Origin of the sequence: Acetobacter persici (assembly GCF_018256955.1) — a bacterium.
GTDB lineage: Bacteria > Pseudomonadota > Alphaproteobacteria > Acetobacterales > Acetobacteraceae > Acetobacter > Acetobacter persici.
Window position 1 is genome coordinate 26,199 of record NZ_JAERKU010000010.1, and the last position, 24,920, is coordinate 51,118.

A 24,920-nucleotide genomic window follows, 5' to 3' on the forward strand; every position below is an offset into this window, starting at 1 on the left:
GGCGGGCCTTAATATATCCTTGGACGATGAGGGGGGGCATAAGCCCGCGTTCTCAAAGCCGCTGCGTTCTTATATCGTGGCTCTGATGCCACCGTCAATATCGTGCCTACAGGAACTCCTCATTGCCTTTCTCCCCGGCCGAGATACAGGATCTGCCCGTCGTCATTTCCGCACCACGCTTTGCAACATACCTGCAAGCCATGGGCAACGACCGGGAAAAGGCTCTCGCACTTTATGAGTGGAATCTCGACGTTTCATCGGCGCTGATCATCCCGCTTCAGGTCTGCGAGGTTGCTGTCCGCAATGGCATCGCTGAAGCGATTGAGCACGTCCATGGTGCCAACTGGCCATGGAACAATGGCTTCATCCGAAGCCTGCCTCGCCCGAAAGGTCGGGCGCGATATAACCCGGCGATCGATCTTCAGTCTCGCGCCTCGACGCTGCCCACAACCGGCAAGATCATAGCTGAATTAAAGTTTGCATTCTGGGAGAATATTTTCACTGCCGGTCAGGACAGCCGCATCTGGAACACGCATTTGCGTACCTGTTTCCCCGGAGCACCATCAGGACCAACGATCTCGCAATTGCGGGCAGCAGCCTACGCGGACCTCCAGATCATTCGACGTCTGAGGAACCGGATCGCGCATCACGAACCAATCTTCACTCGGAATATCGCCGATGATTATCAACGGATCCATGACATGATCGCATGGCGCAGTCAGGTGGCTGCCGCCTGGATGGATCGAAAGCAGACTGTTCTCACCCTGCTCACGATGAAGCCATGACCGGCAAGTTCTCTCCGTTTGTTATCAAAGCTTTGGTCGATACGATCACGGGTGGTGCTGGAAACGATAATACACCACCAATTGGTATCTATCGCTCAGGCCCCAAAATCGAGCAGTTCTTTCTCAACTGTGGCCTCGATATGCGTATCGGCGCGAGTTCGCGCGTCCCGGCCACAACTGACTTCATCCGCAAGGTCGCTAACCACCCTGATGGTAATGCTGAGGTCTATCTCACCCGGATTATCGAACAGGTCTGTGACCCCCGCACCTATCTGGAGCACCCTGACAGAGCGACCGCTGTACGCGAGCATCTCAACAAGGCTCTTGGAGCCGACCAGCTGGCCGTCGTTATCGTCGGCGGGAAGGCTGTTCTGACAGAGCGTCAGGGAGCCGGTGGAATTGTCGAACCATTTATCAAGAAAGTGGCCACGCTGGATTTCGACACGGTTCAGATGGAAATCGCACGGGCTCTCCCAAATCTGGAAAGCGATCCAGAAGATGCGGTGACAGCGGCCTGTTCCCTGATTGAGGCAGTATGCCGTTCGATCCTCGTGGAACTTGCCCTGCCACTGCCGCCTAAAAAGGATATCGATGGGCTGATCCGCGCTGTGCAGATACCCCTTGGCCTGTCTCCAGGGCGTACAGATTTTCCATCGGAAATAGAAGCGGACATCCGTCAGACGCTCAGTGGTCTCACTTCCGTTGCCAAAGGCATTGGCGCATTACGAACGCACGGTGGAGATGCGCATGGTCGCGAAAAAGGTTTCCGGCGCATTGACGCGCGGATTGCTCGGCTTGCCATCAATGCGGCGAGTTCGTTGGCACTGTTCCTGATCGAAACCTGGGAACGCCAGGAACATCGTGCCCTGCCCCAACATGCTGAGCAAATCTGAAGATCAGTCATCCGATTTGCCCATCACAATCCGAGTCCTCGCTTGCGCGCGAACGACCAGTCAATCCCCCCATCGCCGCGCATGATTCCCGACACCTCCCGCCCTCGCTGTTTTTCCAGCGACGGCGACCACGGCACCAGCTCGAAGCCCAGCCCGTCGTCGATCATGGCGAACCGGCCCGACGCCAGGTTGAGACGCTGACGATAGGTGCCGGCAACGGGATTGCCCTCGTCACTCCGCCGGAAGGGGATTCCCGACTTCCCGGCGAGGTTCCGGCCCAGCGCGTCCAGTTCCCGCTGACGCAGGGTGCCGATCAGGTTCCGCGCATAACGGATGCTCCCGCCGTCGCGGCTGGCCAGCCCCTGCTTCACCAGATGATCCGCCCGCTTTTCCATGGCTTCTTTGGCCTCGGCGCCGAACCCGGTGGACGCCAGAGCAGGAGGCTCCCGAGCGATGGCCTGCCGGTCGAGCCAGGTCGCGCCCTCCGCCGTCACCTGCCGTTCCAGCGTGACGTCCGAGCGCACGGCCAGCGCGACACGGTCACGTCCCTGTTTGTCGGTGAAACGCCGCAATTCCACGATCGAACCGACCGATCCATCGCCAGCGGCTTCGAGGTGCGGCAGGCGGACATGGTGCGTGCGTCCGTCAATCCCGTCGATGACCGCATAAGCCGTGCCGCGCAGTTCATCATCCAGACCACGATCGACCAGCCGACCGATAACGGGATCGGTGGTATCCTCGGCGGCCATTACCCAGGATGACGCGGCACGGTCGATCTTCTGCTCCGCCAGCCCCCGGTGGATCCGTTTGATGATGTCGTTGCGCTCGCTGATCTCCCGCAGGGTCGCCTCCGCGCTCTCGTCCATCCGCCAGCGATCCGGCCCGACCTGGTGCGCCAGCCCCATGGTTTCCAGACGGCGCAGGCGCCCCAGCTTCACGGTGGCGAAGGCGTCCGGCGTTTCGCCCGGCGCGCGCCCAAGATCGATGACACCATCCTCTCCCGCGTCCCTCTGAAGCTGGCGGTCCAATTGAGTCCAGCGGTCGGCGTTCACCTGCCGCTCGACCGCCTGATGGATATCATGATCGGTGCGTGGTCCGAGTTCCAGCGTCACCAGATCCTGAGCACGGGCACGCATGCCTTCGCGGATATAATCGCGCGCGATCACCAGGTCGGTGCCATCTTCCGCGACACCCCGGACGATAACGTGCAAATGGGGGTGCGCGGTGTTCCAGTGATCGACGGCGACCCAGTCGAGTTTCGTGCCGAGATCAGATTCTATCTGCCCCATCAGATCCCGTGCGAAAGCCCGCAGGTCCGACATCTCCGGCGCATCCTCGGGAGAGACGATAAAGCGGAAATGGTGACGGTCCCCATCGCAGCGTTCTGCGAAGTCCGAGGCACGGATATCGTCGCTGTCCTTGCCGAACAGGCGCGCATCCTCGCCGTCCCGCGTCACGCCCTCCCGGCGGAGATAGCGAAGGTGTGCTGCCAGCGGTGTGGCGCGCGGCGCATGCCTCACGACGCGGGCCTTGATGACGACGCCGCGTGAGCGGCTGGTCAGCAGGCGATTGGCGGCATGGGCGGCTGCCCTGCCGCGCCCGAAACTGGAGCGACGCCCGGCACTGATTTTTCCCGCGCGGGAAACCCTGCCACCGGCCCGCTGCACGGACGCCAGCACCTGCGTCACGAAAGGCCGCGCCTGCCGGGCGCGGGTGGAGCGGATGCGCCCCGGTCGAACCCGGAATTCCTCATCCCTGTTCATAAAAAATGCCCTACACCGCGCGAAAGATCGCGTCGGATCAAAGAGATGACACCTCAACGCGAGGTGCGGAAAATCCACGCACCTCGCAACGAGACCTAAAAAACCCCGGAAAACAGCCAACCCGACCGAGCCGCGATGTGCGGCCTTTTATCCAGCCCTCACTTTTTCTGTCCTTTTCCGGGGTTTTCGTGATTCACTTCCCCTGCGCCAAACCCACTCCCGGCGCGCTACGGACATGACCTGCGAAGAGCGTGGACGGAGTAAAAATCGTCTGCCCGGATCGTCTTAAAAAAATGCCCTGAGATGACGATGAAAGCGCACTTTCGCTGCCGGAAATGAAGAGCGACGCGGAAGTCCAGCCACCCGCCGGAGCAATGGAAAGCGGGATGGAGAAATGCGCGCTGAACGACGGGTCATCGATCAGCCGGGCGACAGATGCGACATAGGAAACCGTCTCGGCAGGCAATGGCCGACCAGTCGCCAGATGATCGTCATAGCGACCGGGACCGGCATTATAAGCGGCGAGAAACCCTGCATCGCCGTAGCGATCATGCAGCCATCGCAGATAGGCTGCCCCGGCCGCGATGTTGTCATGTGGATCGAAGGGATCATCCCCCAGATTGAGCGTGCGGCGGACGTCCCTCCACGTGCCGGGCATAAGCTGCATCAGACCCATCGCACCGGCGCCGGAGACCGCGTGCCGATCGCCAGCACTTTCGGCACGGAGGACTGCCCGCACCCACGCTGGCGGGATCGCGTTCCGTTCCGCCGCCTGACGCACCAGATCGTCGAAATCCTGCGCGTGGGCGATGGTCGGCGAGAGCGTTAGCGCGAGCACGGCCAGCACGCCGGCGGACATAAAAAACCGGGCGCTCATTCCCGGCCTCCTGGGCGTTTTGCAGGCCGGTTCCAGACCAGTTGCCACTCGCGGCCACCACGTCCGGCCTGGAACAGTGTGGCGCGGATCGGCTGCATGAAAGTGGGATCGTCCAGGAGCACAGAAACATACTCGCCGGCACGTTCCCCGGTGCGTTTCCATCCCGCGCCCAGCTCGGGGCCAGTATCCCCGTCACCCAGGTGAATACGATAATCCGGAGCATGCTCCGCGCCATTGTTTTCCGCTGGTACGAAGGTCAGTTCAGCATCCAGCGATAGGGTGCGCACGCGTCCGGCAAAACCATCAGCGGTGCGGGTGAAAAATCCGATCTGGCTCATGGGAAAAATCCTTTCAGACAGAGTGGGAATGACGGAAAATCCGACGACCACGTCACCGTCATTGGATGGGCGGTTCGCTCTCTTTCGCGGGCAGCATGGGCGGAGCCAGAAGCAGTCCCTTCCGCGCGGGATCATCCGGTTCCGGGAGGGGATCGAAATGCGGCGGCGGCTCCGCCTCTCCCGTCCTGACATGCACCGGCACGGCGCGTCCGATGACGGTGTCCATCGGCAGGACACCGAAATACCGCCCGTCCAGACTGGTTGGCACGGCAGCGTTCATGACGAAGACCTGCCCCGGCCCGAGACGTTGACAGCCCTGCCAGACCGGCAGGACCCGGCCCCGATGGTCGATGGGTTTCGCATCACCGACGGCCTTTCCGTCGATGGTGACATGCGCGCCGTTACGGCAGACACTCTGCCCCGCCAGTGCTGCCACAGGCTTTAGCAGCGGCACGCCGAAAGGCAGGTAGCCGCGTGTCGCCAGCAGCGTCGCCTCGCGCTCCGGCAGGCGGATGGCGACGATGTCACCTACGCGCACCGGGACCGTGGGCTGAATGCGATACAGCCCGACCGGAACACTCGCCGTTTCGTTCCAGACCCAGCGTGGCGCGGGATGAAATGCCAGCGAGGCACCGACGCCGAGCACGGCGAAATACGTGGTAAAAAACCAGCCGCGCCGGGTCATGACGCCGCCCTCCGGCGCAGCCACGCCTCGTGGCGCTCTGACGTGTAGGGACGCGGCTCCTGCGCCGCCGTGAGCCGGTGATGCAGATGCCGCCAGTGATCGGGACAGGCGGCGACAGGATCGATCCCCAACGCCTCCACGCCGTCGATAGCCTCCAGCACCCGGCGCACTTTTGGCCAGCCGCTCTGGCGCAGCAGGCTCTCGCCGCCGGGACGAACAAAGGGCACGGTCTGGCATGCTTCCTGCGCCCCGACGGCGCGCACGATGTCGATGCAGGACACCACAGTGCCGAAATCGTTCGCGGCCCAGCGGATGAAAGCGAACACGCTGTCCGGCGTGAAGCTCATCAGCCTGCGCCGACGGTCGAGAATGAGATCCTCTATGGGATGACCGAACCGGACCCAGTGCTCGATGCGCTTCTCGATCCAGGTCAGTTCGACCGTGGTGAGCACATCGCCCCGTAGCCGGAAAGAACAGTCGGTCATGGGACACCGACCATGCGATCCGCGACCGCTTCCCGAGCCTCTTTTTCCCGTCTCACCGGGGCTATCGGGAAGGTGTCCGAAAGGCCGGAATCCCCTACATAATAAGTTATTATATAAGTTATATAAGTTAAGAGGCCGATTCCGCCTTCAAAACCAATGGGTTGCGCCGTTTTTCGCCAATGGTCCGACGATGAATCCGCCAACGGTCCCACGATATGATGCGCCGCCGGTCCGACGACAGGTTTCACATCGTTATCCACAGTCCCAGTGGATTGACTCGTTGGAGCGGCGCATAAAACTCCCAGTTTTCCGCCAGAAATGACACGAAACGTGTAACCTGGAACCGTGCGGGCGAGGGCTATGGCACGGATTTTGGCGGCGAAGTCGCGACGCCGGGTCAGGCTGCCCGAGCGCGCATGCAGGTCCGCCAGATCGAAGCACCATCCCTCCTTCTGTCGCCCGGCATGGCGTCGCGCCAGGCGGTAAAGCCACCGCTCCAATCCCCCGCCAAGACGGAAATAGGCAGGGTCGACGCTCAGGACGCGGGAACGGTCGCAGGCGGCCTCCATCAGCCAGTCCGCCAGCGTCAGGGCCACCCCATCCTCACGGGAAATCCGGACGTCACTGATCCAGGTAAACGGCTTCTCCCGCCAGTCCGCGCCATTGCGGATGTTGGTAGCGACGGTCGTGGCCGCCAGACGCCCGAGCGCGCCGTGCAGGCGCCGATACTCGTTCGCCCCCGTCGCCCAGCCCAGATCCTGGAACAGACGCCAGGGCGTGAAGCGCACATGGCGCGATACCCACAGGTCGTGGTTCAGGGCATCGACGATCTGTCCGGTCAGCCACAGCAGCACGTCCGCATCCCAGATCGTGGCCATGCCCGATCCGTCCGGTGCCGACACCGTCACACTGGCATGCCGCGCCTCGTAATCGACGGGGATGACACGCGGCGTTTTCCCCAACGGGAAGAACGGGCGGCCCATTAGATCGCGGACGTCGCGGGGCCTTGCCGCCCCCGTGACCACGAAGCGGCGGTCGGGCTGACGCCAGCTATCGGCGGCTGGCATCATCGTCCGGCACTCCGCTGCGCCTTGCGAGCCCTGGCCTGCAAGCGGATGATATAGGCGCGGGGATCGGCCGGCATGGGAATGCCGCCACCATCCCCGGTGGACAGCCGGACGTTTAGATCGGCCCAGGCGCAGAGATCTTCCACGGCATAGACGATCCGGCCGCCAAGCTGGCGGTAGAGGGGACCGGTGCCGCAACTCCGGTGTTTTTCGAGGGTGCGGATGGACAGGCCAACGAAATTGGCCGCGTCCGGGGTGCGCAGATAGCGCGGTGGCAGAGTCGGCTGGACACGCATGGGGTCTTCCTCCCGGTGGATCGGGCCGCGTGCGGAATGTCGCGGCTCATGGGAGGACGCTGCCGGAGAATGAGCTGTGGGGAGGGATGACAAAGTTCAGGCCGCCAGACTGTCACCCCCCTGCTTCAGCCCCTGAAGGAGGGCGATGTGGCCGCCGTTCAGATAGAAGTCGGCACCGTCGAGGTCGCGGTAGAAAGCCCGGTGCCATGAGCTGGCACGCCACTCATTGCGGGACAGGTGCAGGATGCGCTCGCCGTAGATGCCGGCTGCGATCCGGCGCGCTGTCACCCCCGTGCGCCGGCCTTCGGCGATGCAGAGCATGCGGATCTGGCGCAGTTTCTGCTGGGGACTCAGGCGCAAGCTGGAAGGAAGAGGACCGGGCGCCTGGCTGGCAAGCAGGCGGCCGAAGCGTGCAACGCAGGCCAGACGGGTCGGGAGGTGCCCGTCATCGATGACGAACCAGGTTCCTGACGCATCGGGCTGCCGATCGACGACTATGACAAGGCGCAGCGGACCCGCCGCACTGTCCAGCACGAGATGGATGCCATCGGGACCATCATGTCGTGCCCGCTCGTATGGCGTGAGACGGGACAGGATGTCACCCCCATCGCCACGCACGGCAACCTCCGGCGCGATGTCCGGATCCCAGAATGCGGGGGCAAGCCAGGCGGGGAGATCAGGATCGACAGGGAAAACGCAACCCCCAGCGACGAGCAAAAGCGCGCCATGCCTCGGCGTCAACCTTGCCCATCGTCATGGTTGCTGCATGATCGCGCCGGTAGGCCGGATTGTGTCGCAGCCATTCCTGGGCGAGACCGGCAGAGTCGAGCCCGGCGTAGGCGCGACGAAGGGGTGCGGCATCCCACGGCCGGATTGTCGGCACGTCCCCCTCCCCCGATATGTCATGGATTCGACCCAGTATCCGGTGCGGAACCGGAACGGATAGTCCCGAAGACTCAGGGAGGTGATCCCAAACATATCCGGCAAGGTCCGGGTAGTTTCGATATTGAGGGGTAATTCACGCCAGATGGGCCGGAAACTTCGGTTTCCGCGACATCACGTGATGCCCATAGCGCATCACGGGAGAAGGCGTTTGACGTCCGTGTATTATAATACGTAGCGCGATAATACACAAATCGTTCCTATCCTGCGGATGGACATCCGAGGACTTTTCGGCGCGAACGTGAGGCGCCTGCGGCGCGCCGCCGGTCTCAGCCAGGAGGCCCTGGCGGAACGGATGGGCGTGGACCGCGCCTATATCAGTTGGATCGAGACCGGGCGCCAGAACGCGACGCTGCTTTCGCTGTGGCATGCGTCGCAGGCACTGGACGTGCGGCCGGCCGCGCTACTGGACGAAAGTCACTTCCCGACGGACGATCAGAAATAGGCTTCCTCACCCTGCCGTATCCGCCCTCAATGGGGCGGTGGCGGCCTGTGTGATTCGATACGGGTCTGTTGTGCAAGCGCCTCTTTGAGTTCGCGCTCGATCTGTCGGCGCTCGCGTTTGCTGAGATGAAAGCTGGTCAGTTCGGCGCGCAGCATCTGGATATGGTCGTGTAGCGTGGTCATCGTCCTGTTCCTTTCGTTTCTCGAAGACAGGACGGACGGCTCATGCCGGGGCGGACCGGGTCAGGGATCGCCGCAGGCGACCGGCTCGCCGGCGCGTGGGGGAGCCGATTTTGCTCGGCGTGCCCGGCACGGGTGCGCCGGGCAAAATTGGGGGGACCACGCGTCCTTGACGCGGTGCGCCCTCGCGCATGGTACAATGGGAAGGCTGAGGGAAAGCCTCGTGTTCCTCCTGCGTCTCACGTCGGGCGACCAGCGCTGTCGCCCGCGCCCCGGAAGAGCACCCGGAAAAAAGACCCAGAAGGCCCCGCCCGGAGAGACCGGGCGGGGTTGGGTGTGGGAGGTTCAGTCCCCGTTCCGGCTGCGGGGCCGGGTCCAGATCAGGGAGTAACCCTCGCCGTCCTCGTCGGTGAACAGGTTGGCGAAGATCGGGGCGGCGAAGGAAGGATCATCCAGCTTCAGGCTCAGATAGGTGCGCCCTTCGCTGGAGCGGCGGGTCCAGGCCGCACCGAGTTCAATCCTGCCCAGATAGACGCGGTAGTTGGGGGCGTTGTCGTTGGGACGGTTGGTTTCGGCCACCAGGCGGACGTTGCGGGCCTGCAGGGCCAGGGTGACGATTTCGCCTTCGAAGCCTTCGCCCACCTTCTTGAAGGAACCGATGTTAGCCATTGTCGTATCTCCATGCTGTTATCGGGCCGCAACCACCGTGGCCTCGATGGCGATCGACCAGCCGGAGGCGAGCGGCAGAGCACCCTTCAGGGCCGCAGCGCAGCGGAGGACGGCAGGGCCGGAACTTTCTTGTCTCGCGAGGAATGACGGCGCAGCCGTCAGGGGAAGAAAGTTCTGGAACGCCGTTGCGGCCAGCCGATCGAGGCGCAGCCGGTCTTCGGCTAGATCAGCCATCCGACAGAGGCCATGGTGTGCGGACCCGACAGCCCCCCGGAGATGCGATGCCGGCATGACCGGTCCGTCAGGTGGGGGACGATGCGATCTGGCGCGAGACTGTCACGCTGCCACTGTTGTAAACTGGCCCCGTCCAGTGGTCGTTTTTGCCGTCCCCGATGTTACGCCGCCTTTTCACCCGCTCATGGGCAGGGTCGCCCGTGCAGTGCGACAGGCCCCCGCTCCCGGCACAGGCGCATCCTTTCAAAGCGGGCCGGATGATCCCTCGTTCGCTGCCTGCCGTCCCGGCCCTTTCACCGATGGGGTTGGCGCGGGCTTTTCATCCCAATGGACCGTCCCCGCAGACGCACGGGGCTGCCATCGAACTCCGTCCCGCCGGTTCTCCGGGTGGGGCCTTCCGGATGACGGGCGAACGTGCTTCCCGCCATCAGGTGCGCAGCGTCTGGGGAGCCCGACGTCATTGCGGCCCAGGCATCTGGCAGCAGATGTCAGGCCGCCTTCATGAAACAGTCATGGGAATGGCGCTCACGCGCCACCCTCCCTGCGGAACCTCCAGACCGGGATACCCATCTGTTTGGCCTTGTCGGCCAGGTTGTCCTGAATGCCCGATCCCGGAAACACCATGACGCCTACAGGCAGGACTTTCAGCAGGGCGTCGTTGCGCCGGAACGGGGCGGCCTTGCCATGCCGGTTCCAGTCCGGCTTGAAGGCGATCTGCGAAATTTCGCGGTGATCGGCCCAGCGGGAGGCAATGAATTCAGCGCCTTTCGGTGAGCCGCCATGCAACAGCACCATGTCGGGATGCTTCTCGCGCACCTTGTCCAGACGGTTCCAGATGAGGAGATGATCCTCGTAATCGAGCCCGCCGGTGACCGCGACCTTGGGCCCAGGAGGTACGAGCAGTTCGGTTTCGGCCTTGCGGCGGGCGTTGAGAAAATCGCGGCTGTCGATCATCGACGCCGTCAGGGTGCTGCGGCTGACCAGCGAACCGGAGCGCGGTCGCCAGGGCGACATGGTCAGGCGTTCGAACTGGTCGCAGGCGAGGTCGCGGAAGATTTCGTAGGCGTTGCGTCGCTCCAGCAGGGTCAGCCCTTCGGCGATGAGACGTTCCAGTTCCACCGAGCGGATCTCGCTGCCATCCTGTTCCTGCTGGCTGCGTTTCTGCGCCTGCTCGTTGCGGTCGAGATCACGCTCCACCTGCCCGACCATGCGGTGAAAGACGTTGACCGTGGACCAGAGCAGCGGTTCGAGATCGGGTTCGAGCCGCGTGTCGGTCAGCGTGGCTGACAGGGTGTCGAAGATGTCAGCCACCGCGCCCTCGATCTGGCTGGCGTCGGGCAGCGGTCTCGCGTCCGGCTCGTCTTCGAAGGGACGGTGGCCGTAAAGCTGGAGTTCCGCCAGCACGTGGGCGGTGGAGGAGGTGGCGTGCGCGGGTTCGAAATCGTCCTGTGTGCGGGTCATGGGTCTGTCCTCCGGTCTCGGCCGCGCCCCTCGCGGCCTTTCCGGGGGCGGATAGCGGCAGATGAAGGCCGGGCCGGAACCGCTCGCTCGCGCGCGGCCGGAACGCAGTGAAGGATGGCAGGGAGACGGCTATTTTGCTTCGCGATGCAAAGCGCGGCACGCGCGGCGGAAAATAGCCGGCTCCGCCATTGCAGGCCCGGCCTGGCTGACGCCCGCTCCCCTTCCTGAAAGGACGCGGGCGCGCCTCATCCGGAAACGGGACAGCCCCGCGCCACACCGGAAAGAAGCTGACCCTCACACCACCTTCCCGGCCCACCTCAGTGTGTGACCGGATGCAGGAACCGCGCCACATCCTGCGGGGCAAGCTGGGGATGCAGGATCGCCCGCATTGCGCCACGCCCGAGATAGCGGAGATCATCGTTGAAATCCGCCAGACGCGGTGACAGCACGAGGCACTCGATCCCGGCCTCCTGCGTCCGGTCCTGCAGGGTCGTCACCGCATGGTCCCCGGCGGGATCGTCATCGCGCAGCACGTAAAGGCGCCGCAGCGTATTTGGAAACACCATGGCGGCGAGATGCGCCGAGGACAGGCAGGCGGCCAGCGGCAGATCGGGCGTGATTTCATGGAGCGAGAGCACCGTCTCGATCCCCTCGCCCGCCGCCAGAACGTCGGACACCGTGCCAAAGCGCACGGCGTTGCCAAGCAGGTCGCCCATGGCCCGACGGGGCTTGGCGACGGGCGCCTTGCCGCGTCCGTCGCGCGCCAGCCAAGTGCGATGGACGCCGGTAACACGGCCAGCAAGGTCGGTCACGGCGGAGATCATCGCGGGCCAGGTCTCGGTCGGACTGTCGGTATCGGCACGATAGTAGCAATCCGGGTGGAAACGCAAGGATGACAGGTCCGTCAGACGTGTCAGGTGACGATGCCGCAGCCAGGTTTCCGCCAATGTGCTGACGATAGGGCGGGACATGGACCAGAGCCGACGTGCGGCGTCTGCGGTGCCAGATGCCTGCCCCGAAGTATCGTGGCTGAACGCATGGGAGCGGCCGCGATCCGGGGGCTGTCGTGGCTGTGGTTGCGGCAGGCAGAGAAAGCGCCGGGCCTCGTCGGCGACATCGCGAAAATCCAGCAGCCCGAGGCTTTCACGGATGATGTCGAGCAGATCGCCGTGCTGTCCTGTCGCGCCATCCGTCCATTTCCCCGCACGGCCACGGCCGTCCGGTCCACCATGCAGGCGGACATAGAGCGACCGTCCCGGCGTGTTGTGGACGTCGCCGACCAGCCAGTAATTGCCGTGCCGTCGCCCGGCCGAGAGGTAATGCCAACAGACCGCCTCGGCATTTTCAGCCAGCCTGCGGGCCAGATCGCCAGCATCCCATGACTGCGTATCTGTCATCTCACCCTCCCTGCAGGCTTGATGCCGCCATGATTCCCCCGTAACGGCAGAGGCAACGGGCACAGGCCCGAATGCAAAAGGATAGTTTCATGAAGATTGCCGATCTGGTCGATCATATCGCCACCACCACCGACACGAGCAAAACCGATACCCGCAAGGTGCTGGACGCACTGATCGAAGCGATGACCGCCGCCGCCAAGGCCGGTGATGAAATCACCCTGCCGAACTTCGGCAAGTTCAAGGTCAGGGAAGTCGCCGCCCGCGAAGGCCGCAACCCGGCCACGGGTGCGACCATCCAGATCGCGGCCTCGCGCAAGCTGGCCTTCACGCCTGCCAAGGCGCTCAAGGACAGCCTGAACGACTGACCTGCCGACAGGCAAAAGGCGGCGGCCCCTGTCCGCCGCCCCTTCCCCACCACGCCACTTTCTGATGACAGGCCCGCTCATCCGACCTTCTCCATCAGCTTGCGTGCCCTGCCCTCCAGATCCAGTCGTGTGTCCTGGTTGGTTTTCGTACGGGCCAACGCCGTAATTCCCTGTACGAAATCGAACACGCTCTCGGGCTTGCGTCCCTCCTCGTGCAGCACAGTTTCGATGATCCTGGTGGTTTCCGGTTTGGAGAACCCACGACGACGCAGGAAACTTTCCCGATCGTCATCTGTTCTGGCAACCAGCGCACGACGTGACGCCTGAATGCCGGAGACGAACGAGGCCGGGCTGGCCGTAGCGAAATTCCGGAGCGCCGGTGTCGCCTGATGCACAAAGCGCAAGGCGGCAAACTTGCTATGCCGGATCGTGATCTGTTCGAAATTTTCCACGCCCCAGAGCATTCTATTTTGGCACACTCCGCGTAGATAAAACGACGCAATACCGAGACTTTTACTTCCGACTTCCGAATTCCAGGCATAGAAGCCCCGGAAATAGAGATCGGGATCGCCATTGGGCAGGCGTCCGGCCTCGATCGGATGCGTGTCGTCGACCAGAAACAGGAAGACATCGCGATCCGATGCGTAGAGCGTCGTGGTCTCCTTCGTGATGTCGACATAGGGATTATGGGTCATGGTCGCCCAGTCGATAACGCCCGGCACCTTCCAGTTGGTATCGCCTGTGCCGTCACCGGCAATTTTCTGTACTGCACCAACCAGTTCGTGGTCCCAGATGCGGCCGTAATCTGGCCCCGTCACGGCGCGCAGTTCCACACGCCCGTCCTCGGTTTCCAGCGTTTTCACCAGTTCGGCGCGATGCGACAGCAGCCCATGCTGCAAATTGATCGCCGCCAGTGGGGCCGGAAGGTTACGCAGATAGGACGATGGTGCGCCGACCAGACTGCACATCTGGCCAAAGGACCAGTGGGTGGGCGCGATCGGCTCATTCTGCCCCGGCACGGTCAAGGTCAGGCGCTCGGTATTGTCGCGGGATGCTTCCACACGGATGGCGCGGCTCTCGACAGTGCGGGCCGTAGCCCGATCCGCCCGCGCCAGGGTCGCGGCATGCAGGTCGGACAGCGAGAGATACCGCTCGTCATCGGGGCGCGAGAACCATTCGGACGATACGCGGGTGCTGCGTTCGCCACGGGAGGGATCAATCCGGAAACCGCCAGATGCGGCGCCACGGGACGCAGGGGGCAGGATGGTGGCTGTGGTCATGGAAAACTCTCCTCTGATGCCGGTTATTCGGCACAGAAGGCGAAGCCGCCCTCTCCCTCTTTCCGGGGCGCCGGACATAAAAAAAGCGGCTTCCGGTGCCCGGAAGCCGCTGTCTCAAAGTTCCAGACCTCATAAGGGTTACTCGGCGGCGATGGCCTCCATACCCTCGTCCACCGTTGCCGTTTCAACCGGCACTTGCTCTGCACCTCCTGCCGTGCGCAACGCCTCGGGCAGCCAGCCCGAACCATCCAGCAGCCGCTCGGCCTCGCGCGCCATGTCGGGCTTTTTCAGGTGGGCAATACGGTCAGCCGCCTCGTCACCGCGTGCTTCCCGCACCGCCTGCAGGATGCGCGCCTTGGTCACCCGGCCGAGATAGTTCTCGACCGTCGGCTGCCAGCCCGCCTCAACCAGATCAAGGCTGAGGGCCGACGCCAGACGATCGGCCCGCTTGAGGCGCTCGGTGACGCTGCGCTGAGACACCGCGCCGTAGGCGGGCATGCGCTCGTAGAGTGCGTTGACCCCGAAGGACAGGCAATGCGCCAGCAGAGCCATTCGACTGGCATCGTCCAGCCCGTCGATCCAGCGCCACAGCGCATCCTCGTCATCGGGCAGGTCGTGCTTCCAGCCTTCGTTGCGCTGGCGCAGCGCGTGGGCCGGCACACTGCCCGGCATATCGGGCGAATGGACCGGCAGAGAAATTTCCCGGACATAGGCTTCCAGGCAGTCCGCACCCGATGTCTGCCAGTAAACATCACGCACCAGCGTATGCAGCATTTCGGTCAGCGCGATGTGCGGGTTGCTGGCAAAAGCATCCCGCAGGGCCAGCGTGCGCCAGGCCGTCAGTTCAGTGAGAAGCCGGTCAGGCAGTGGTTTGATCCCGTCTTCTTCCTCGGGCTCGACGTCGGGAGCGATGTTGTCGCCCTCCTGATAACCATGGCCTGTGCTATCATGGTCCTGCCCATCATATGCGGGGCGATCGTATTCATCGGCGCTGCCCGCATCATCGGTCTCTTCCGGCTCAGTCGGCATGTCCTCGGGTAGGACGAAGCCCCGCTCCACCTGCAGCGTGCCATCGCTGGCAAGGCTGACGAAGGCCCCGGCCCGCGCCATGTCAGCGGGATCGAATGCGAGGGGACGGGCTTCCAGGGCAAGAATGGCCTGTTCGATCTCGCCCAGCTGTGCATCCACCTCATCAGGGTATTCATCGGCCTGGGCGTATTCAGCCTCGATGGCTTCCTGCTCGGCACGCAGGGCTTCAAGACGGGCTGTCTCTTCATCGGTCAGGGGCACTTCCGTGCCATCGATCTCGACGAACTGCCTTGTGTGCCCCCATGGGAACGACAGGGCGGTTTCGACCCACTTCCAGCCCTCGGCGCGGACCTGTTCAGCCGCCTCCTGCAGCTTTTCCATGACCAGCCGGTCCAGAATGGCCGGATCCTGCAGCCAGCCGCCGTCATCGGCCTCGAACAGGTCGCGCATGATAGGCCCACCGGCCGCGAGATAGGTGTCCAGTCCGACGAAGCGCACGCGACGGTCCGAAGCCCGCACGGTTTTCTCCGTCAGCATGCGGCGAATAACATAGGGCTCGCGGTTATGGCTCTGGCTGACAATCTCCCAGACCTGCTCCTGGCGGGCATGGTCATCGCTGATGGAAAAGGCCATCAGCTTCTCCAGGTTCATGCCGTCCTGCTCATAGATATCCAGCAGCTTGTCGGACACGGTCATCAGCCGCAGGCGCTGTCTGACCACGGTCGGTGCGACGAAGAACGCTGCGGCGACTTCCTCCTCGGACATGCCTTTCTCCAGCATGTCACGGAAGGCACGGAACTGGTCCAGCGGATGCAGGGCCACGCGCTGAACATTTTCGGCAAGGGAATCATCCTCGGCAAGGATGGCCGATCCGGCCTCGCGCACGACGCACGGCACGGGCGCCGTCTTAGCCAGTTTCTTCTGCTTCACCAGCAGTTCGAGGGCACGGAAACGACGCCCACCGGCAGGCACTTCATAGCTGCCGGTTTCGACACCAGCATCATCAAGGACGGGGCGGACGTTAAGGCTCTGCAGCAACCCGCGGCGCTCGATGTCGCGGGCCAGTTCCTCAATCGACAGGCCGGACTTCACACGCCGCACGTTGGACTGGGACAGCACCAACCGGTTGAAGGGGATGTCGCGGGACGAACTCAGGCTGATTTTGGGAATAGCGGTCGCCATGGCGAAACACTCCATGACGGGCGAACAGGAGACTCTCTCCCATCCTCTCAACCCGTCACGAAAATCCGCGCAGCCCTCTGACTCTGAAGGCCCCGGACGCACCCAAAATCCGCGGCCTTTTCCCGGCAGGAAAGGGGGGGGAGGGCGGAAGGTCTGGTCTGAGCATCAAAATTAACGAAGCCGACGGTCCTGATCTCTGTTTTCTCACATAGAATAGCTTGACTTACGACAACATATCCGTGATCGTCGATTTATGGATACAGAATCCGCCCTTGCCGCACTCGGCGCCCTGTCGCAGTCCACGCGGCTGGAAATCTTCCGCCTGCTGGTGCGCCACGAACCGAACGGGCTGCCGGCCGGAGACGTCGCGCGGCATCTCGATGTCCCGCAGAACACGATCTCGGCCCATCTCGCCACTCTGACCCGTGCTGGCCTGCTGACCTCGCAGCGCCATAGCCGTGTGATTGTCTATCGTGCCTGCCTGCCGCGCCTACGGGAACTGATGCTGTTTCTCGTCAAGGACTGCTGCGGGCAAAGCCCTGAACTTTGTGAGCCACTGGTTGCAGAACTGTCGTCCTGCTGCCCATCCGAGTGAGCCCCCCAATGACCGATCGCGTCTTCAATGTCTTGTTTCTGTGTACGGGTAATTCCGCACGTTCAATCTTGGCCGAGAGCATCCTGCGCAAGGATGGTGCCGGCCAGTTCAGGGTCTTCTCCGCCGGTAGCCATCCCAAGGGGCAGGTCAATCCTCTCGCCTTGAAAGTGCTGGCGAACTTCGACTACCCGACCGAGGGACTGCGTTCCAAGCCCTGGGATGAGTTTGCTGTTGCGAACGCTCCCGTTATGGATTTCGTTTTTACCGTCTGCGATGACGCTGCTGGAGAAGTCTGTCCGGTATGGCCGGGGAAACCCATCACGGCCCATTGGGGCATTCCCGATCCGAGTAATGTTTCGGGAACCGATGCCGACCGGGAGCGAGCGTTCGTCTCGGCGTTCAAGGGTCTGAAGAACCGGATTTCCCTGCTTGTCGCATTGCCGCTGGCCAAGCTTGCGACTGCAAGTCTGGTGACGAAATTGCGCGACATTGGCATCGAGCCAACCGGCGTCACGATCTATCATAACCCGGATTGCGGCACATCGCGCAATACGCTTGCCCTGATCCGAAATACGGGGATCGAGCCAACCATCATCGAATACCTCAAAACACCGCCATCGCGCGCCGAACTGGTCAGTCTGATCACGCGCATGGGGATCTCGGTTCGCGATCTCCTGCGGCGCAAGGGCACGCCCTATGATGAGCTTGGCCTCGATAATCCGGCCTTGAGCGATGACGACCTAATCGACGCCATGATGGCGCATCCAATCCTGATCAACCGGCCCATCGTCGTCACCCCGCTGGGTACGGCACTCTGCCGTCCGTCCGAGGTGGTTCTGGACATCCTGCCCAACCCGCAGAGAGGCGCTTTCGTCAAAGAGGACGGGGAGAAGATCGTCGATGAATCCGGCAAGCGGATCGTCTGATGCTGGCGCTTCTGATTTTCGTTGCCACGCTGGTTTTTGTCATCTGGCAGCCTCGGGGGCTGGGTATCGGCTGGAGTGCCATGGCAGGCGCCGCCGTGGCCCTGGCGGCTGGCGTGATCCACTGGCACGACATTCCTGTCGTCTGGCACATCGTCTGGGACGCAACCTTTACCTTTATCGCGCTGATCGTCATCTCGCTGTTGCTGGATGAGGCCGGATTCTTCCATTGGGCCGCCCTGCACGTCGTGCGCTGGGGCAAAGGGCGAGGCCGGACGCTGTTCCCGCTGATCGTGGTGCTGGGAGCGGCCATTGCGGCTGTGTTCGCCAATGACGGCGCGGCCCTGCTGCTGACGCCCATCGTCATCGCCATCCTCACGCAGCTTCGCCTCAGCCCTGCTGCGGCGCTGGCCTTTATTATCGCCACTGGCTTCGTCGCGGATACCACCAGCCTGCCGCTTGTCATCTCCAACCTGGTGAACATCGTCAGCGCCAATTTCTTTGGCATTGCGTTCGATCGCTATGCCGCGATCATGGTCCCTGTCGATCTGGTAGCACTTGGTGCAACGCTTGCCGTCCTGTGGCTGTGGTACCGGCGGCAGGTGCCTGCGACCTATCCCGTCGCCGAACTGCCCGCACCTGCCACGGCCATTCGTGACCACCATGTATTCCGGGCGGCATTTCCGCTGCTGGCCCTCGTTCTGGCGGCCTATTTCCTGACAGCGCCGTTTCATATCCCGGTCTGTGTCGTAGCCTGCCTGGCCGCCGGAACCCTGTTGCTCGTCGCCGGGTATGGCCGGGTGATCCCTGTTCGCAAGGTGCTGCGGGGCGCCCCGTGGCAGATCGTGATCTTCTCCCTGGGCATGTATCTGGTGGTCTACGGGCTGCGCAATGCCGGGCTGACTGACTACCTTGCGACCGCACTGGTCTGGCTTGGCCATCAGGGGACGTTCACGGCCACCATCGGCACCGGCTTTCTGGCGGCTGTTCTGTCGTCCATCATGAACAATATGCCGAGTGTGCTGGTCGGGGCGCTGGCGATCCAACAGGCTCACGACATCACGCCGCTGACACGCGACCTGATGATCTATGCCAACGTCATCGGCTGCGACCTCGGGCCAAAATTCACGCCGATTGGTAGTCTCGCAACACTGCTGTGGCTGCATGTGCTGGCATCCAAGAACCATCGGGTCACATGGGGGCAGTATATGAAAGTTGGACTGGCGATTACGCCGCCCGTCCTGCTGGCAACACTCGCGGCGCTGGCTCTGTGGCTGCCCCGGATCAGCCATCCGTAATGCACGAAGGGACCGATATCTATGACCGAATCTGAGCTGCCCGCCCTGCATCCTGAATATCTCGAACGGATTGACCTCGCGCGGCTTGAGCCACACCCACGGGATGACCATCCGCCGCGTATCCTTCTTCTCTACGGCTCTTTGCGCCCCCGATCCTTCAGCCGGTTGCTGGTGCTTGAGGCAGAACGCATCCTGAAGGTGCTGGGGGCCGAGACACGGGTGTTCGACCCGACCGGCCTGCCGGTAGCGGATTCCGTGCCCGCAAGTCATTCGAAGGTGCGGGAACTGCGGGAACTCTCGATCTGGTCTGAAGGCCAGGTCTGGTGCAGCCCCGAACGGCACGGCAACATCACTGCCGTGTTCAAGAACCAGATCGACTGGTTGCCCCTGACCGAAGGCTCGATCCGCCCGACGCAGGGCCGCACGCTGGCGGTCATGCAGGTTTCGGGCGGATCGCAGAGCTTCAATTCCGTCAATGCCCTACGGGTGCTGGGCCGGTGGATGCGGATGTTCACCGTCCCCAATCAGTCCAGCGTGCCGATGGCCTATACCCAGTTCGGTGACGATGACCGGATGAAGCCATCCCCCCTCTATGACCGGATGGTAGATGTCATGGAGGAGCTGATGAAGTTCACATGGCTGCTGCGCGACCGGACCGACTACCTCGTTGATCGCTACAGCGAACGCAAGGCGGAATTCCGTCTCCCGGAAAGTCTGTGAGCCGGGCAATGGCGGAACAGTTCGATGTTGTGATCGTGGGAGGCGGTCAGGCGGCCCTCGCCGCGTCGTATTTTCTACGACGGACCGGACTGCGTTACGTCATTCTTGATAACGGGACGCAGGCGGGTGGTGCATGGGTGCATGGCTGGGACTCCCTGCATCTGTTTTCACCCGCGTCCTACAGTTCGCTGCCCGGCTGGCCGATGCCAGACACGCCGGATGGCGGCTATCCGACCCGTGACGAGGTGTTGGACTATCTGCACCGCTACGAGGCGCGCTATGCGCCGCCGATCCGCCGTCCGGTCATGGTCGAGTGTGTGGAGCGCGCGAACGGAAAACTTCTGACTGTCAGAACCAGCGCGGGTGATTTTCTTGGCCGTGCGGTTATCGGGGCGACCGGTACGTGGTCAGCCCCCTTTGTTCCCGATGTCGCGGGGCGTGACCTCTTCGGCGGGACGCAACTCCATTCCAGCCATTACCGGAATGCCGCGCCCTTTGCCGGCCGACGTGTGCTGGTGGTGGGTGGGGGCAACTCCGGGGCACAGATTATGGCGGAGCTGTCGCTTGTCGCTCAGGCAACATGGGTCACGCTGCATGACCCCGTCTTCCTGCCCGATGACGTGGATGGACGGGTTCTGTTCGAGCGGGCGACCGCTCGCGTTCTCGGCGGCCCGTCGGCCATGCCTGCCAGCGGTTTTGGCGATATCGTCATGGTACCACCTGTGCGCGCCGCCAGGGAGCGAGGCGTGCTCCACGCGGTGCGCCCGTTTGTACGTATGACCGCAACGGGCGTCGTCTGGCCCGACGGGCGGGAAGAAGCCATCGACGCGATCATCTGGTGTACCGGCTTCCGACCCGCGCTCTCCGCATTTGCGCCACTCGACGTGATCGAGCCGGACGGGCTGATCCGCGTTAACGGGCAGCAGGCCGTCAGGGAGCCACGTCTCTGGCTGCTGGGTTATGGCTCCTGGTGTGGTCCTGCATGCGCTACCCTGCTGGGGGCGGGTCGTGTCGCCAGATCCATGGTCCGGCAACTGGCGGCGTGGCTTGCGTCGCCAACATAGAATGTCTGCTTATTGAAACCTTGAGCAAGCTTATACATGGCCGCGATGAGGCGATTGTCGCCTGTCCGCTAAGACCGGGAAAACGAGCGGTCCTCTGTCGTGCGCCCGAACGAAAAGCGATTGATATGGGAACCAATGTGTCTCGGCAGTCTCAACCCGGTGCAGGTGTGTCCTCAGTCATCGCCGATAGAACGAATGACTCGTGCCGGATTTCCGCCGACAAGGCAGTTCCGGGGAACGTCCTTCGTGACGACAGAACCTGCGGCCACAACCGAGTTTTCGCCAACCGTCACCCCGCCAGTGATCGTTACGCCGGCTGCAATCCAGACGTTTCTCTCGATCACGATGGGTTTTGCAATAACGCAAGCGCGTCGCTGAGACGGTGCGACCGGGTGGCTCGACGTGATGAGACTCACATTGGGTCCGATCATCACATCATCACCAATGTCGATCCCACCCAGATCGTACAGGGTGCAGTTCTGATTGATAAAGACGTTGCGCCCAACCCGGATATGCTCGCCACCACTCGTATAGAATGGCGGTATGAGCGAAAAGCTGTCGTCCACCTTCTGGCCGATGAGATCGCTGAACACAGCCCGGATTTTATCCGCCTCGTCATATGTCAAACGGTTGAGAACCGGCGTAATCGCCATGGCTCGCCTGACGCTTGCCACCATAGCCGCTGATTCCGGCGTCCGTCCGGGAATGACCTTGGTGCGATCGTCCTTTGACATGCGTTATTTTCCTCGGGTTTCGACTGAGCATCCGTTCCCGCGTGCAAGGACGACACGGAGATTAGCTCAACGTAGCCACAAAATAAATGCACCGGAACCAGCCCAACCGCAGGCGTCCATGGTGTACCGCCGGATGGTGGCTTCCGGGAAGGAAACTAGCCCGTGACTATGCCCACGATATCCATCCTGTGACGGCTTCCTGCATCACGTCGTATAAAAATCTGGATCCCATTTAGTTATGACGACAACGTTTTCCTGTGAAGCGCTGACGGCAGCTGGAGCGTTGCCACCAACAACAGGGCATGAAACATGCAGAGCAGGCCGAATGTTTCGGTGAATGCGCCTGAAATGGCATGGGGAATGGCGGCGGTCGGCAGTTGCCATCCAAGAAACGTGGCGCAGAGCGTTGTTATGGTTGGCCCACCAATCCGCTGCACGATGTTCAGCGCGGTCGTCGCCATAGGAATGTTCGGCCGTGCAACGGACGCATAACCCGCGCTCATAGCAGGAATCCCGACTGTGCCGATGCCGGCCCCACGCAGGAACAGGGCAATGGCCAATATGCCGCCATTCAGGCCGGTATAAGCAAGGACAGCGAGCAGCAACGAGCCGACACAGGCGCAGAGTGCGCCACAACTGGTCAGCCTGCGGATACCAAAGCGGTCCGTGAGATGTCCCATCAGGGGATAGGTACACATCATCCCCAGCCCCAGCGGCAGCATGAACAGGCCGGTCCGGTCGGATGAGACGCCACAGGCATGAATGAGCCATACCGGTAGCAGCATCTGTCCGGCAAACGTCACCCCATTCAACAGGAACATGGTCGTCGCGGCCGCTGAAAACGCAGGCGTGTGAAACAGCCTGAGATCAATCAGCGCGCTGTCACCTTTCCGTTGCGCCCAACGGAAGTACGCGACAAACAGCAGCAGAGCACCGCACAGGACTATTTGCCCGAGAAGCTGGCCCGCATGATCGGTTCCATAAAGAAGAAAACTCAGCGCGGGCGCCAGCAGAGCCAGCCCCGTCATATCAAGCGAGCGGGGTCGCACCTCAGCCCGATCGTCAGGCAGAAACAGGACGGCAAGTACGAGCGCCAGCAGACCAAATGGCAGGTTGAGAAGAAAGATCCACCGCCAGGACGCCACCGACAGGATCGCGCCCGCGACGACCGGCCCGAGAAGCGGGGCAAGCAGGACCGGCATGGTGACGGCACTGGCCACTTTTGGCAAATGGCTGCCCGCTGCGCGGGCAACCATCATCTGCGCCATAGGTGCAAGCAATCCTCCCGCCATCCCTTGCAAGAGGCGGAATGTGATGAGCGACGACGCTGACCATGCCAGGGCACAGAGACCTGAAGTAATCGTAAAAGCACCGAAACACCCCACATAAACCGCCCTGCCGCCAATACGGCCCACAAGCCAGCCACTCAACGGCAGTGTCAGGGCAAGTGCCAACAGATAGCCGCTCACCACCCATTGGATGACCGAAAATGGTGCGTGCATTGTCGTGACGAGATCCGGTAGCGAGACATTCACGATCGTCGCATCCAGTTGCGACATGAAAGACCCGATCGCCGCGACACTGACGATTTTCCAGATGCCCGCCGGAAGTCGGGCGGGCTCTTGCGATTGCGGCAAAGCTGTTGCTTTCAGATTTATGTCACGGCGTTGAAGGGCTGCGGGCCGCTATTTTGCTCAGGGCTCCAGAGTGATGGCGTCACTGGTCGTAACGCGGCCGAGCATCGGGAAAACATGGTCACAGGCAAAACGCTGCATTTCTTCGGCGAAAGTGGATGTCAGATCTTCCGCGATCACCACGCCATAACCGTGCTCATGTGCAGCGCGGGCTGTGGACTCGACACCCATATTCGTTGCGATGCCACCCAGAACGATCGTCGTGATTCCGCGCCGCCGAAGCTGAAGATCCAGGTCGGTTCCATAGAAGGCACCCCACTGTTTCTTTGTGACTAGCAGGTCTGTCGGCTCGGCCAGCCCCTCGACCAGTTCGGTCCAGTCAGGGGCAAATCCACCTGGGGGCGGCGCAAAAGGACGATCGACCTCGGTATGCACGGCGTCGGCGAAATCGGGAGCAAAGGCGACATTGACCAGAATGACGGGCGAACCTGCGGCCCGAAACCGGGATGCAAGCTTTTTGGAGCGTTCGACAACCGCCTCTCCCGTGAAAGGAGCCAGCGTCCGATCGACAATACCTTTCTGGAGATCAATCAGGATCAGGGCGGTCCGGGGCGCTGAAAGAGAAATCATGACGGTTCTTCCTGCTGGTTCATGCGGGTCGGATCTGTTGTCCGGGTAGCACGGAACTGGTAAAAATTGAGGAGACACTCAAACAGGGGTATATTTGAGTATGGACTCAAATACGTCAAGTGAGAAACGGGGGACACTTCAGCCACGCCGCGCAGTCGGGCGGCAGCGGGTAGCGGAGCTGCTTGCGGCTGCGTCCGATCTCATGGCGGAACATGGGTACGAAGCCACCACAATGGCGGAGATTGCCAGCAGGGCCGGCGCGAAGATCGGTTCGCTCTACCGTTTTTTCCCCAACAAGGAGGCCGTCGGGGAAGCACTCTTGCAGCAACACATGGCGATCGTGCATGACGAATATGAAGCGCTGGAAAGGCGCGCAGCGGATCTTTCGCCTGAACAACTGGCTGACATCCTGATTGACCTGCTGGCGGTGCTTTACCCGCGTGTAAAATCCCTTCCGGCGCTGATGGAGGCGCATACTGACCGGACGGAAATCCGTGACCGATCACGCCAGCAGGCCCTGGTCGGCATTTCGGCCGCCCTGCGGGTGTGCGCGCCCGGACTGGACGAACAGACGGCCGGCGATATTGCGGCGGTTGTCTTGAATAATATGAAGGTCATGCTGGGTATGACCCTGAAGGACGCTCCGACAACACCAGGTGCGCCGGATGAACTGCGCCGGATGAACAGGCTCTATCTTTGCGCACGTCTCACACCCTGCCGGGGGACAAGGGCGGGCCACGTTTCCGGGGACAGTTATTGATTCGCTGGAACAATGCGGGCCGGAGAATACCTGTCAGCGAAAATCGACTCCTTACCTGACGATGTATCGACGGCAGATGTTGAAACCGTATGTCGATAATTCTGCTGCTCTGAATGCGGACTGCAGAGGGGAAAACTGACACCAGATATTTGGTCCGCTCATGTCAGCTTTGGGGGGGGGAAGGAGAATG

The 24,920-nt window shown here is 62.3% G+C and carries 29 protein-coding genes and 1 pseudogene; 11 read left to right on the forward strand and 19 right to left on the reverse strand.

The window, feature by feature from the left end; all coding sequences use genetic code 11:
* Positions 1-122 precede the first annotated feature (122 nt).
* Positions 123-785 carry a hypothetical protein gene (locus JK199_RS15785; RefSeq protein WP_159263348.1) on the forward strand — a complete coding sequence of 221 codons (663 nt, stop codon included), beginning with the start codon at positions 123-125 and terminating at the stop codon, positions 783-785.
* A complete protein-coding gene (locus JK199_RS11260; protein WP_244985102.1) occupies positions 710-1,678 on the forward strand; it encodes an abortive infection family protein in 969 nt (322 codons plus the stop codon). The genes JK199_RS15785 and JK199_RS11260 overlap by 76 nt, the downstream gene beginning before the upstream one ends.
* Before the next feature lie 23 nt (positions 1,679-1,701).
* On the opposite strand, the gene JK199_RS11265 is transcribed toward JK199_RS11260, so the two are convergent.
* The 9 genes from JK199_RS11265 to JK199_RS15790 form a co-directional block, all read right to left on the reverse strand.
* A complete protein-coding gene (locus JK199_RS11265) occupies positions 1,702-3,441 on the reverse strand; it encodes a relaxase/mobilization nuclease domain-containing protein (protein ID WP_039998463.1) in 1,740 nt (579 codons plus the stop codon).
* 193 nt (positions 3,442-3,634) lie between these two features.
* Positions 3,635-4,318, reverse strand: coding sequence for a lytic transglycosylase domain-containing protein (locus JK199_RS11270; protein ID WP_025811796.1), 684 nt, complete (start codon positions 4,316-4,318; stop codon positions 3,635-3,637).
* Complete coding sequence (locus JK199_RS11275; protein WP_007396840.1) at positions 4,315-4,656, reverse strand: DUF736 domain-containing protein; 342 nt, start codon at positions 4,654-4,656, stop codon at positions 4,315-4,317. Before JK199_RS11275 ends, JK199_RS11270 begins: the two co-directional genes overlap by 4 nt.
* A gap of 58 nt (positions 4,657-4,714) precedes the next feature.
* On the reverse strand, positions 4,715-5,341 hold the full coding sequence (locus tag JK199_RS11280; RefSeq protein WP_039998471.1) for a S26 family signal peptidase: 627 nt from the start codon (positions 5,339-5,341) through the stop codon (positions 4,715-4,717).
* The gene (locus JK199_RS11285; RefSeq protein WP_025811800.1) at positions 5,338-5,826 is read right to left on the reverse strand and encodes a DUF2840 domain-containing protein; all 489 of its coding nucleotides are present in this window, start codon (positions 5,824-5,826) and stop codon (positions 5,338-5,340) included. Before JK199_RS11285 ends, JK199_RS11280 begins: the two co-directional genes overlap by 4 nt.
* Complete coding sequence (locus tag JK199_RS11290; RefSeq protein WP_007396843.1) at positions 5,823-6,896, reverse strand: replication initiator protein A; 1,074 nt, start codon at positions 6,894-6,896, stop codon at positions 5,823-5,825. The genes JK199_RS11285 and JK199_RS11290 overlap by 4 nt, the downstream gene beginning before the upstream one ends.
* Positions 6,893-7,189 carry a helix-turn-helix transcriptional regulator gene (locus JK199_RS11295; RefSeq protein ID WP_007396844.1) on the reverse strand — a complete coding sequence of 99 codons (297 nt, stop codon included), beginning with the start codon at positions 7,187-7,189 and terminating at the stop codon, positions 6,893-6,895. Before JK199_RS11295 ends, JK199_RS11290 begins: the two co-directional genes overlap by 4 nt.
* A 96-nt stretch (positions 7,190-7,285) precedes the next feature.
* Positions 7,286-7,807 carry a DNA -binding domain-containing protein gene (locus tag JK199_RS11300; protein WP_240906421.1) on the reverse strand — a complete coding sequence of 174 codons (522 nt, stop codon included), beginning with the start codon at positions 7,805-7,807 and terminating at the stop codon, positions 7,286-7,288.
* Between the two features lie 58 nt (positions 7,808-7,865).
* The gene (locus JK199_RS15790) at positions 7,866-8,072 is read right to left on the reverse strand and encodes a transcriptional regulator domain-containing protein (protein ID WP_007396847.1); all 207 of its coding nucleotides are present in this window, start codon (positions 8,070-8,072) and stop codon (positions 7,866-7,868) included.
* A 270-nt stretch (positions 8,073-8,342) separates the two neighbouring features.
* On the opposite strand from JK199_RS15790, the gene JK199_RS11305 reads away from it, so the two are divergent.
* Positions 8,343-8,576 (forward strand): helix-turn-helix domain-containing protein, encoded by a 234-nt coding sequence (locus JK199_RS11305; RefSeq protein ID WP_015074649.1) that lies wholly within the window; start codon positions 8,343-8,345, stop codon positions 8,574-8,576.
* 26 nt (positions 8,577-8,602) lie between these two features.
* On the opposite strand, the gene JK199_RS11310 is transcribed toward JK199_RS11305, so the two are convergent.
* The 5 genes from JK199_RS11310 to JK199_RS11330 form a co-directional block, all read right to left on the reverse strand.
* Positions 8,603-8,758, reverse strand: coding sequence for a hypothetical protein (locus JK199_RS11310; RefSeq protein ID WP_007396849.1), 156 nt, complete (start codon positions 8,756-8,758; stop codon positions 8,603-8,605).
* 342 nt (positions 8,759-9,100) lie between these two features.
* A complete protein-coding gene (locus tag JK199_RS11315) occupies positions 9,101-9,424 on the reverse strand; it encodes a DUF736 domain-containing protein (RefSeq protein WP_007396851.1) in 324 nt (107 codons plus the stop codon).
* Between the two features lie 18 nt (positions 9,425-9,442).
* A complete protein-coding gene (locus tag JK199_RS11320; RefSeq protein ID WP_003618604.1) occupies positions 9,443-9,658 on the reverse strand; it encodes a hypothetical protein in 216 nt (71 codons plus the stop codon).
* A 525-nt stretch (positions 9,659-10,183) separates the two neighbouring features.
* Positions 10,184-11,119 (reverse strand): DUF2493 domain-containing protein, encoded by a 936-nt coding sequence (locus tag JK199_RS11325; protein ID WP_007396199.1) that lies wholly within the window; start codon positions 11,117-11,119, stop codon positions 10,184-10,186.
* Between the two features lie 317 nt (positions 11,120-11,436).
* Entirely contained in the window at positions 11,437-12,516 is a 1,080-nt protein-coding gene (locus tag JK199_RS11330) for a DUF7146 domain-containing protein (protein WP_159263354.1), read from the reverse strand.
* A gap of 89 nt (positions 12,517-12,605) precedes the next feature.
* Between JK199_RS11330 and JK199_RS11335 the strand changes: the two genes are divergently transcribed.
* Positions 12,606-12,881: an HU family DNA-binding protein gene (locus tag JK199_RS11335; RefSeq protein ID WP_007400755.1), complete on the forward strand. Its 276-nt coding sequence runs from the start codon at positions 12,606-12,608 to the stop codon at positions 12,879-12,881.
* 77 nt (positions 12,882-12,958) lie between these two features.
* Here JK199_RS11335 and JK199_RS11340 read toward each other — a convergent pair whose 3' ends face one another.
* Positions 12,959-14,161, reverse strand: coding sequence for a hypothetical protein (locus tag JK199_RS11340; RefSeq protein WP_007400754.1), 1,203 nt, complete (start codon positions 14,159-14,161; stop codon positions 12,959-12,961).
* 138 nt (positions 14,162-14,299) lie between these two features.
* A complete protein-coding gene (locus JK199_RS11345) occupies positions 14,300-16,372 on the reverse strand; it encodes a ParB/RepB/Spo0J family partition protein (protein ID WP_159263356.1) in 2,073 nt (690 codons plus the stop codon).
* Positions 16,373-16,625: 253 nt separating this feature from the next.
* On the opposite strand from JK199_RS11345, the gene JK199_RS11350 reads away from it, so the two are divergent.
* The 6 genes and pseudogenes from JK199_RS11350 to JK199_RS11370 all read left to right on the forward strand — a co-directional run bounded on the left by JK199_RS11350 (position 16,626) and on the right by JK199_RS11370 (position 20,972).
* Positions 16,626-16,967: an ArsR/SmtB family transcription factor gene (locus JK199_RS11350; RefSeq protein WP_007400752.1), complete on the forward strand. Its 342-nt coding sequence runs from the start codon at positions 16,626-16,628 to the stop codon at positions 16,965-16,967.
* A gap of 8 nt (positions 16,968-16,975) precedes the next feature.
* Positions 16,976-17,314: pseudogene (locus tag JK199_RS15795) on the forward strand (arsenate reductase ArsC); the annotation flags it as partial.
* A 147-nt stretch (positions 17,315-17,461) separates the two neighbouring features.
* Entirely contained in the window at positions 17,462-17,893 is a 432-nt protein-coding gene (gene arsC, locus JK199_RS15800; protein WP_040000225.1) for an arsenate reductase (glutaredoxin), read from the forward strand.
* Positions 17,893-19,188, forward strand: a complete 1,296-nt coding sequence (locus JK199_RS11360) for an arsenic transporter (RefSeq protein ID WP_007400750.1) — start codon at positions 17,893-17,895, stop codon at positions 19,186-19,188. The genes arsC and JK199_RS11360 overlap by 1 nt, the downstream gene beginning before the upstream one ends.
* 21 nt (positions 19,189-19,209) lie before the next feature.
* Positions 19,210-19,908: an arsenical resistance protein ArsH gene (gene arsH, locus JK199_RS11365; protein ID WP_007400749.1), complete on the forward strand. Its 699-nt coding sequence runs from the start codon at positions 19,210-19,212 to the stop codon at positions 19,906-19,908.
* Between the two features lie 8 nt (positions 19,909-19,916).
* A complete protein-coding gene (locus tag JK199_RS11370) occupies positions 19,917-20,972 on the forward strand; it encodes an ArsO family NAD(P)H-dependent flavin-containing monooxygenase (protein WP_159263357.1) in 1,056 nt (351 codons plus the stop codon).
* 173 nt (positions 20,973-21,145) lie between these two features.
* Here the strand turns inward: JK199_RS11370 and JK199_RS11375 are convergent, their stop codons facing one another.
* From JK199_RS11375 to JK199_RS11385, 3 genes are all read right to left on the reverse strand, one after another.
* Positions 21,146-21,706, reverse strand: a complete 561-nt coding sequence (locus JK199_RS11375) for a sugar O-acetyltransferase (RefSeq protein WP_040000220.1) — start codon at positions 21,704-21,706, stop codon at positions 21,146-21,148.
* A 236-nt stretch (positions 21,707-21,942) separates the two neighbouring features.
* Positions 21,943-23,343 (reverse strand): DHA2 family efflux MFS transporter permease subunit, encoded by a 1,401-nt coding sequence (locus tag JK199_RS11380; RefSeq protein WP_172157284.1) that lies wholly within the window; start codon positions 23,341-23,343, stop codon positions 21,943-21,945.
* A 57-nt stretch (positions 23,344-23,400) separates the two neighbouring features.
* Positions 23,401-23,970 carry a hydrolase gene (locus tag JK199_RS11385; RefSeq protein ID WP_007400745.1) on the reverse strand — a complete coding sequence of 190 codons (570 nt, stop codon included), beginning with the start codon at positions 23,968-23,970 and terminating at the stop codon, positions 23,401-23,403.
* Between the two features lie 100 nt (positions 23,971-24,070).
* Here JK199_RS11385 and JK199_RS11390 point away from each other — a divergent pair, with 100 nt between their 5' ends.
* Positions 24,071-24,730: a TetR/AcrR family transcriptional regulator gene (locus JK199_RS11390; protein WP_040000214.1), complete on the forward strand. Its 660-nt coding sequence runs from the start codon at positions 24,071-24,073 to the stop codon at positions 24,728-24,730.
* The last annotated feature ends 190 nt before the right edge of the window (positions 24,731-24,920 follow it).

Excerpts from the sequence above, each read along its gene's own strand:
- JK199_RS11265 (WP_039998463.1), bottom strand. The coding sequence starts at position 3,441 with ATGAACAGGGATGAGGAATTCCGGGTTCGACCGGGGCGCATCCGCTCC.
- JK199_RS11260 (WP_244985102.1), top strand. The coding sequence starts at position 710 with ATGGCGCAGTCAGGTGGCTGCCGCCTGGATGGATCGAAAGCAGACTGT.
- JK199_RS11345 (WP_159263356.1), bottom strand. The coding sequence starts at position 16,372 with ATGGCGACCGCTATTCCCAAAATCAGCCTGAGTTCGTCCCGCGACATC.
- JK199_RS11305 (WP_015074649.1), top strand. The coding sequence starts at position 8,343 with ATGGACATCCGAGGACTTTTCGGCGCGAACGTGAGGCGCCTGCGGCGC.
- JK199_RS11325 (WP_007396199.1), bottom strand. The coding sequence starts at position 11,119 with ATGACCCGCACACAGGACGATTTCGAACCCGCGCACGCCACCTCCTCC.
- JK199_RS11295 (WP_007396844.1), bottom strand. The coding sequence starts at position 7,189 with ATGCGTGTCCAGCCGACTCTGCCACCGCGCTATCTGCGCACCCCGGAC.
- JK199_RS11350 (WP_007400752.1), top strand. The coding sequence starts at position 16,626 with ATGGATACAGAATCCGCCCTTGCCGCACTCGGCGCCCTGTCGCAGTCC.
- JK199_RS11275 (WP_007396840.1), bottom strand. The coding sequence starts at position 4,656 with ATGAGCCAGATCGGATTTTTCACCCGCACCGCTGATGGTTTTGCCGGA.
- JK199_RS11390 (WP_040000214.1), top strand. The coding sequence starts at position 24,071 with ATGGACTCAAATACGTCAAGTGAGAAACGGGGGACACTTCAGCCACGC.
- arsH (WP_007400749.1), top strand. The coding sequence starts at position 19,210 with ATGACCGAATCTGAGCTGCCCGCCCTGCATCCTGAATATCTCGAACGG.
- JK199_RS11385 (WP_007400745.1), bottom strand. The coding sequence starts at position 23,970 with ATGATTTCTCTTTCAGCGCCCCGGACCGCCCTGATCCTGATTGATCTC.
- JK199_RS11340 (WP_007400754.1), bottom strand. The coding sequence starts at position 14,161 with ATGACCACAGCCACCATCCTGCCCCCTGCGTCCCGTGGCGCCGCATCT.
- JK199_RS11320 (WP_003618604.1), bottom strand. The coding sequence starts at position 9,658 with ATGGCTGATCTAGCCGAAGACCGGCTGCGCCTCGATCGGCTGGCCGCA.
- JK199_RS11360 (WP_007400750.1), top strand. The coding sequence starts at position 17,893 with ATGCTGGCGCTTCTGATTTTCGTTGCCACGCTGGTTTTTGTCATCTGG.
- JK199_RS11290 (WP_007396843.1), bottom strand. The coding sequence starts at position 6,896 with ATGATGCCAGCCGCCGATAGCTGGCGTCAGCCCGACCGCCGCTTCGTG.
- JK199_RS11315 (WP_007396851.1), bottom strand. The coding sequence starts at position 9,424 with ATGGCTAACATCGGTTCCTTCAAGAAGGTGGGCGAAGGCTTCGAAGGC.
- JK199_RS11335 (WP_007400755.1), top strand. The coding sequence starts at position 12,606 with ATGAAGATTGCCGATCTGGTCGATCATATCGCCACCACCACCGACACG.
- JK199_RS11310 (WP_007396849.1), bottom strand. The coding sequence starts at position 8,758 with ATGACCACGCTACACGACCATATCCAGATGCTGCGCGCCGAACTGACC.
- JK199_RS11270 (WP_025811796.1), bottom strand. The coding sequence starts at position 4,318 with ATGAGCGCCCGGTTTTTTATGTCCGCCGGCGTGCTGGCCGTGCTCGCG.
- JK199_RS11370 (WP_159263357.1), top strand. The coding sequence starts at position 19,917 with ATGGCGGAACAGTTCGATGTTGTGATCGTGGGAGGCGGTCAGGCGGCC.
- JK199_RS11375 (WP_040000220.1), bottom strand. The coding sequence starts at position 21,706 with ATGTCAAAGGACGATCGCACCAAGGTCATTCCCGGACGGACGCCGGAA.
- JK199_RS11330 (WP_159263354.1), bottom strand. The coding sequence starts at position 12,516 with ATGACAGATACGCAGTCATGGGATGCTGGCGATCTGGCCCGCAGGCTG.
- JK199_RS11280 (WP_039998471.1), bottom strand. The coding sequence starts at position 5,341 with ATGACCCGGCGCGGCTGGTTTTTTACCACGTATTTCGCCGTGCTCGGC.
- JK199_RS11285 (WP_025811800.1), bottom strand. The coding sequence starts at position 5,826 with ATGACCGACTGTTCTTTCCGGCTACGGGGCGATGTGCTCACCACGGTC.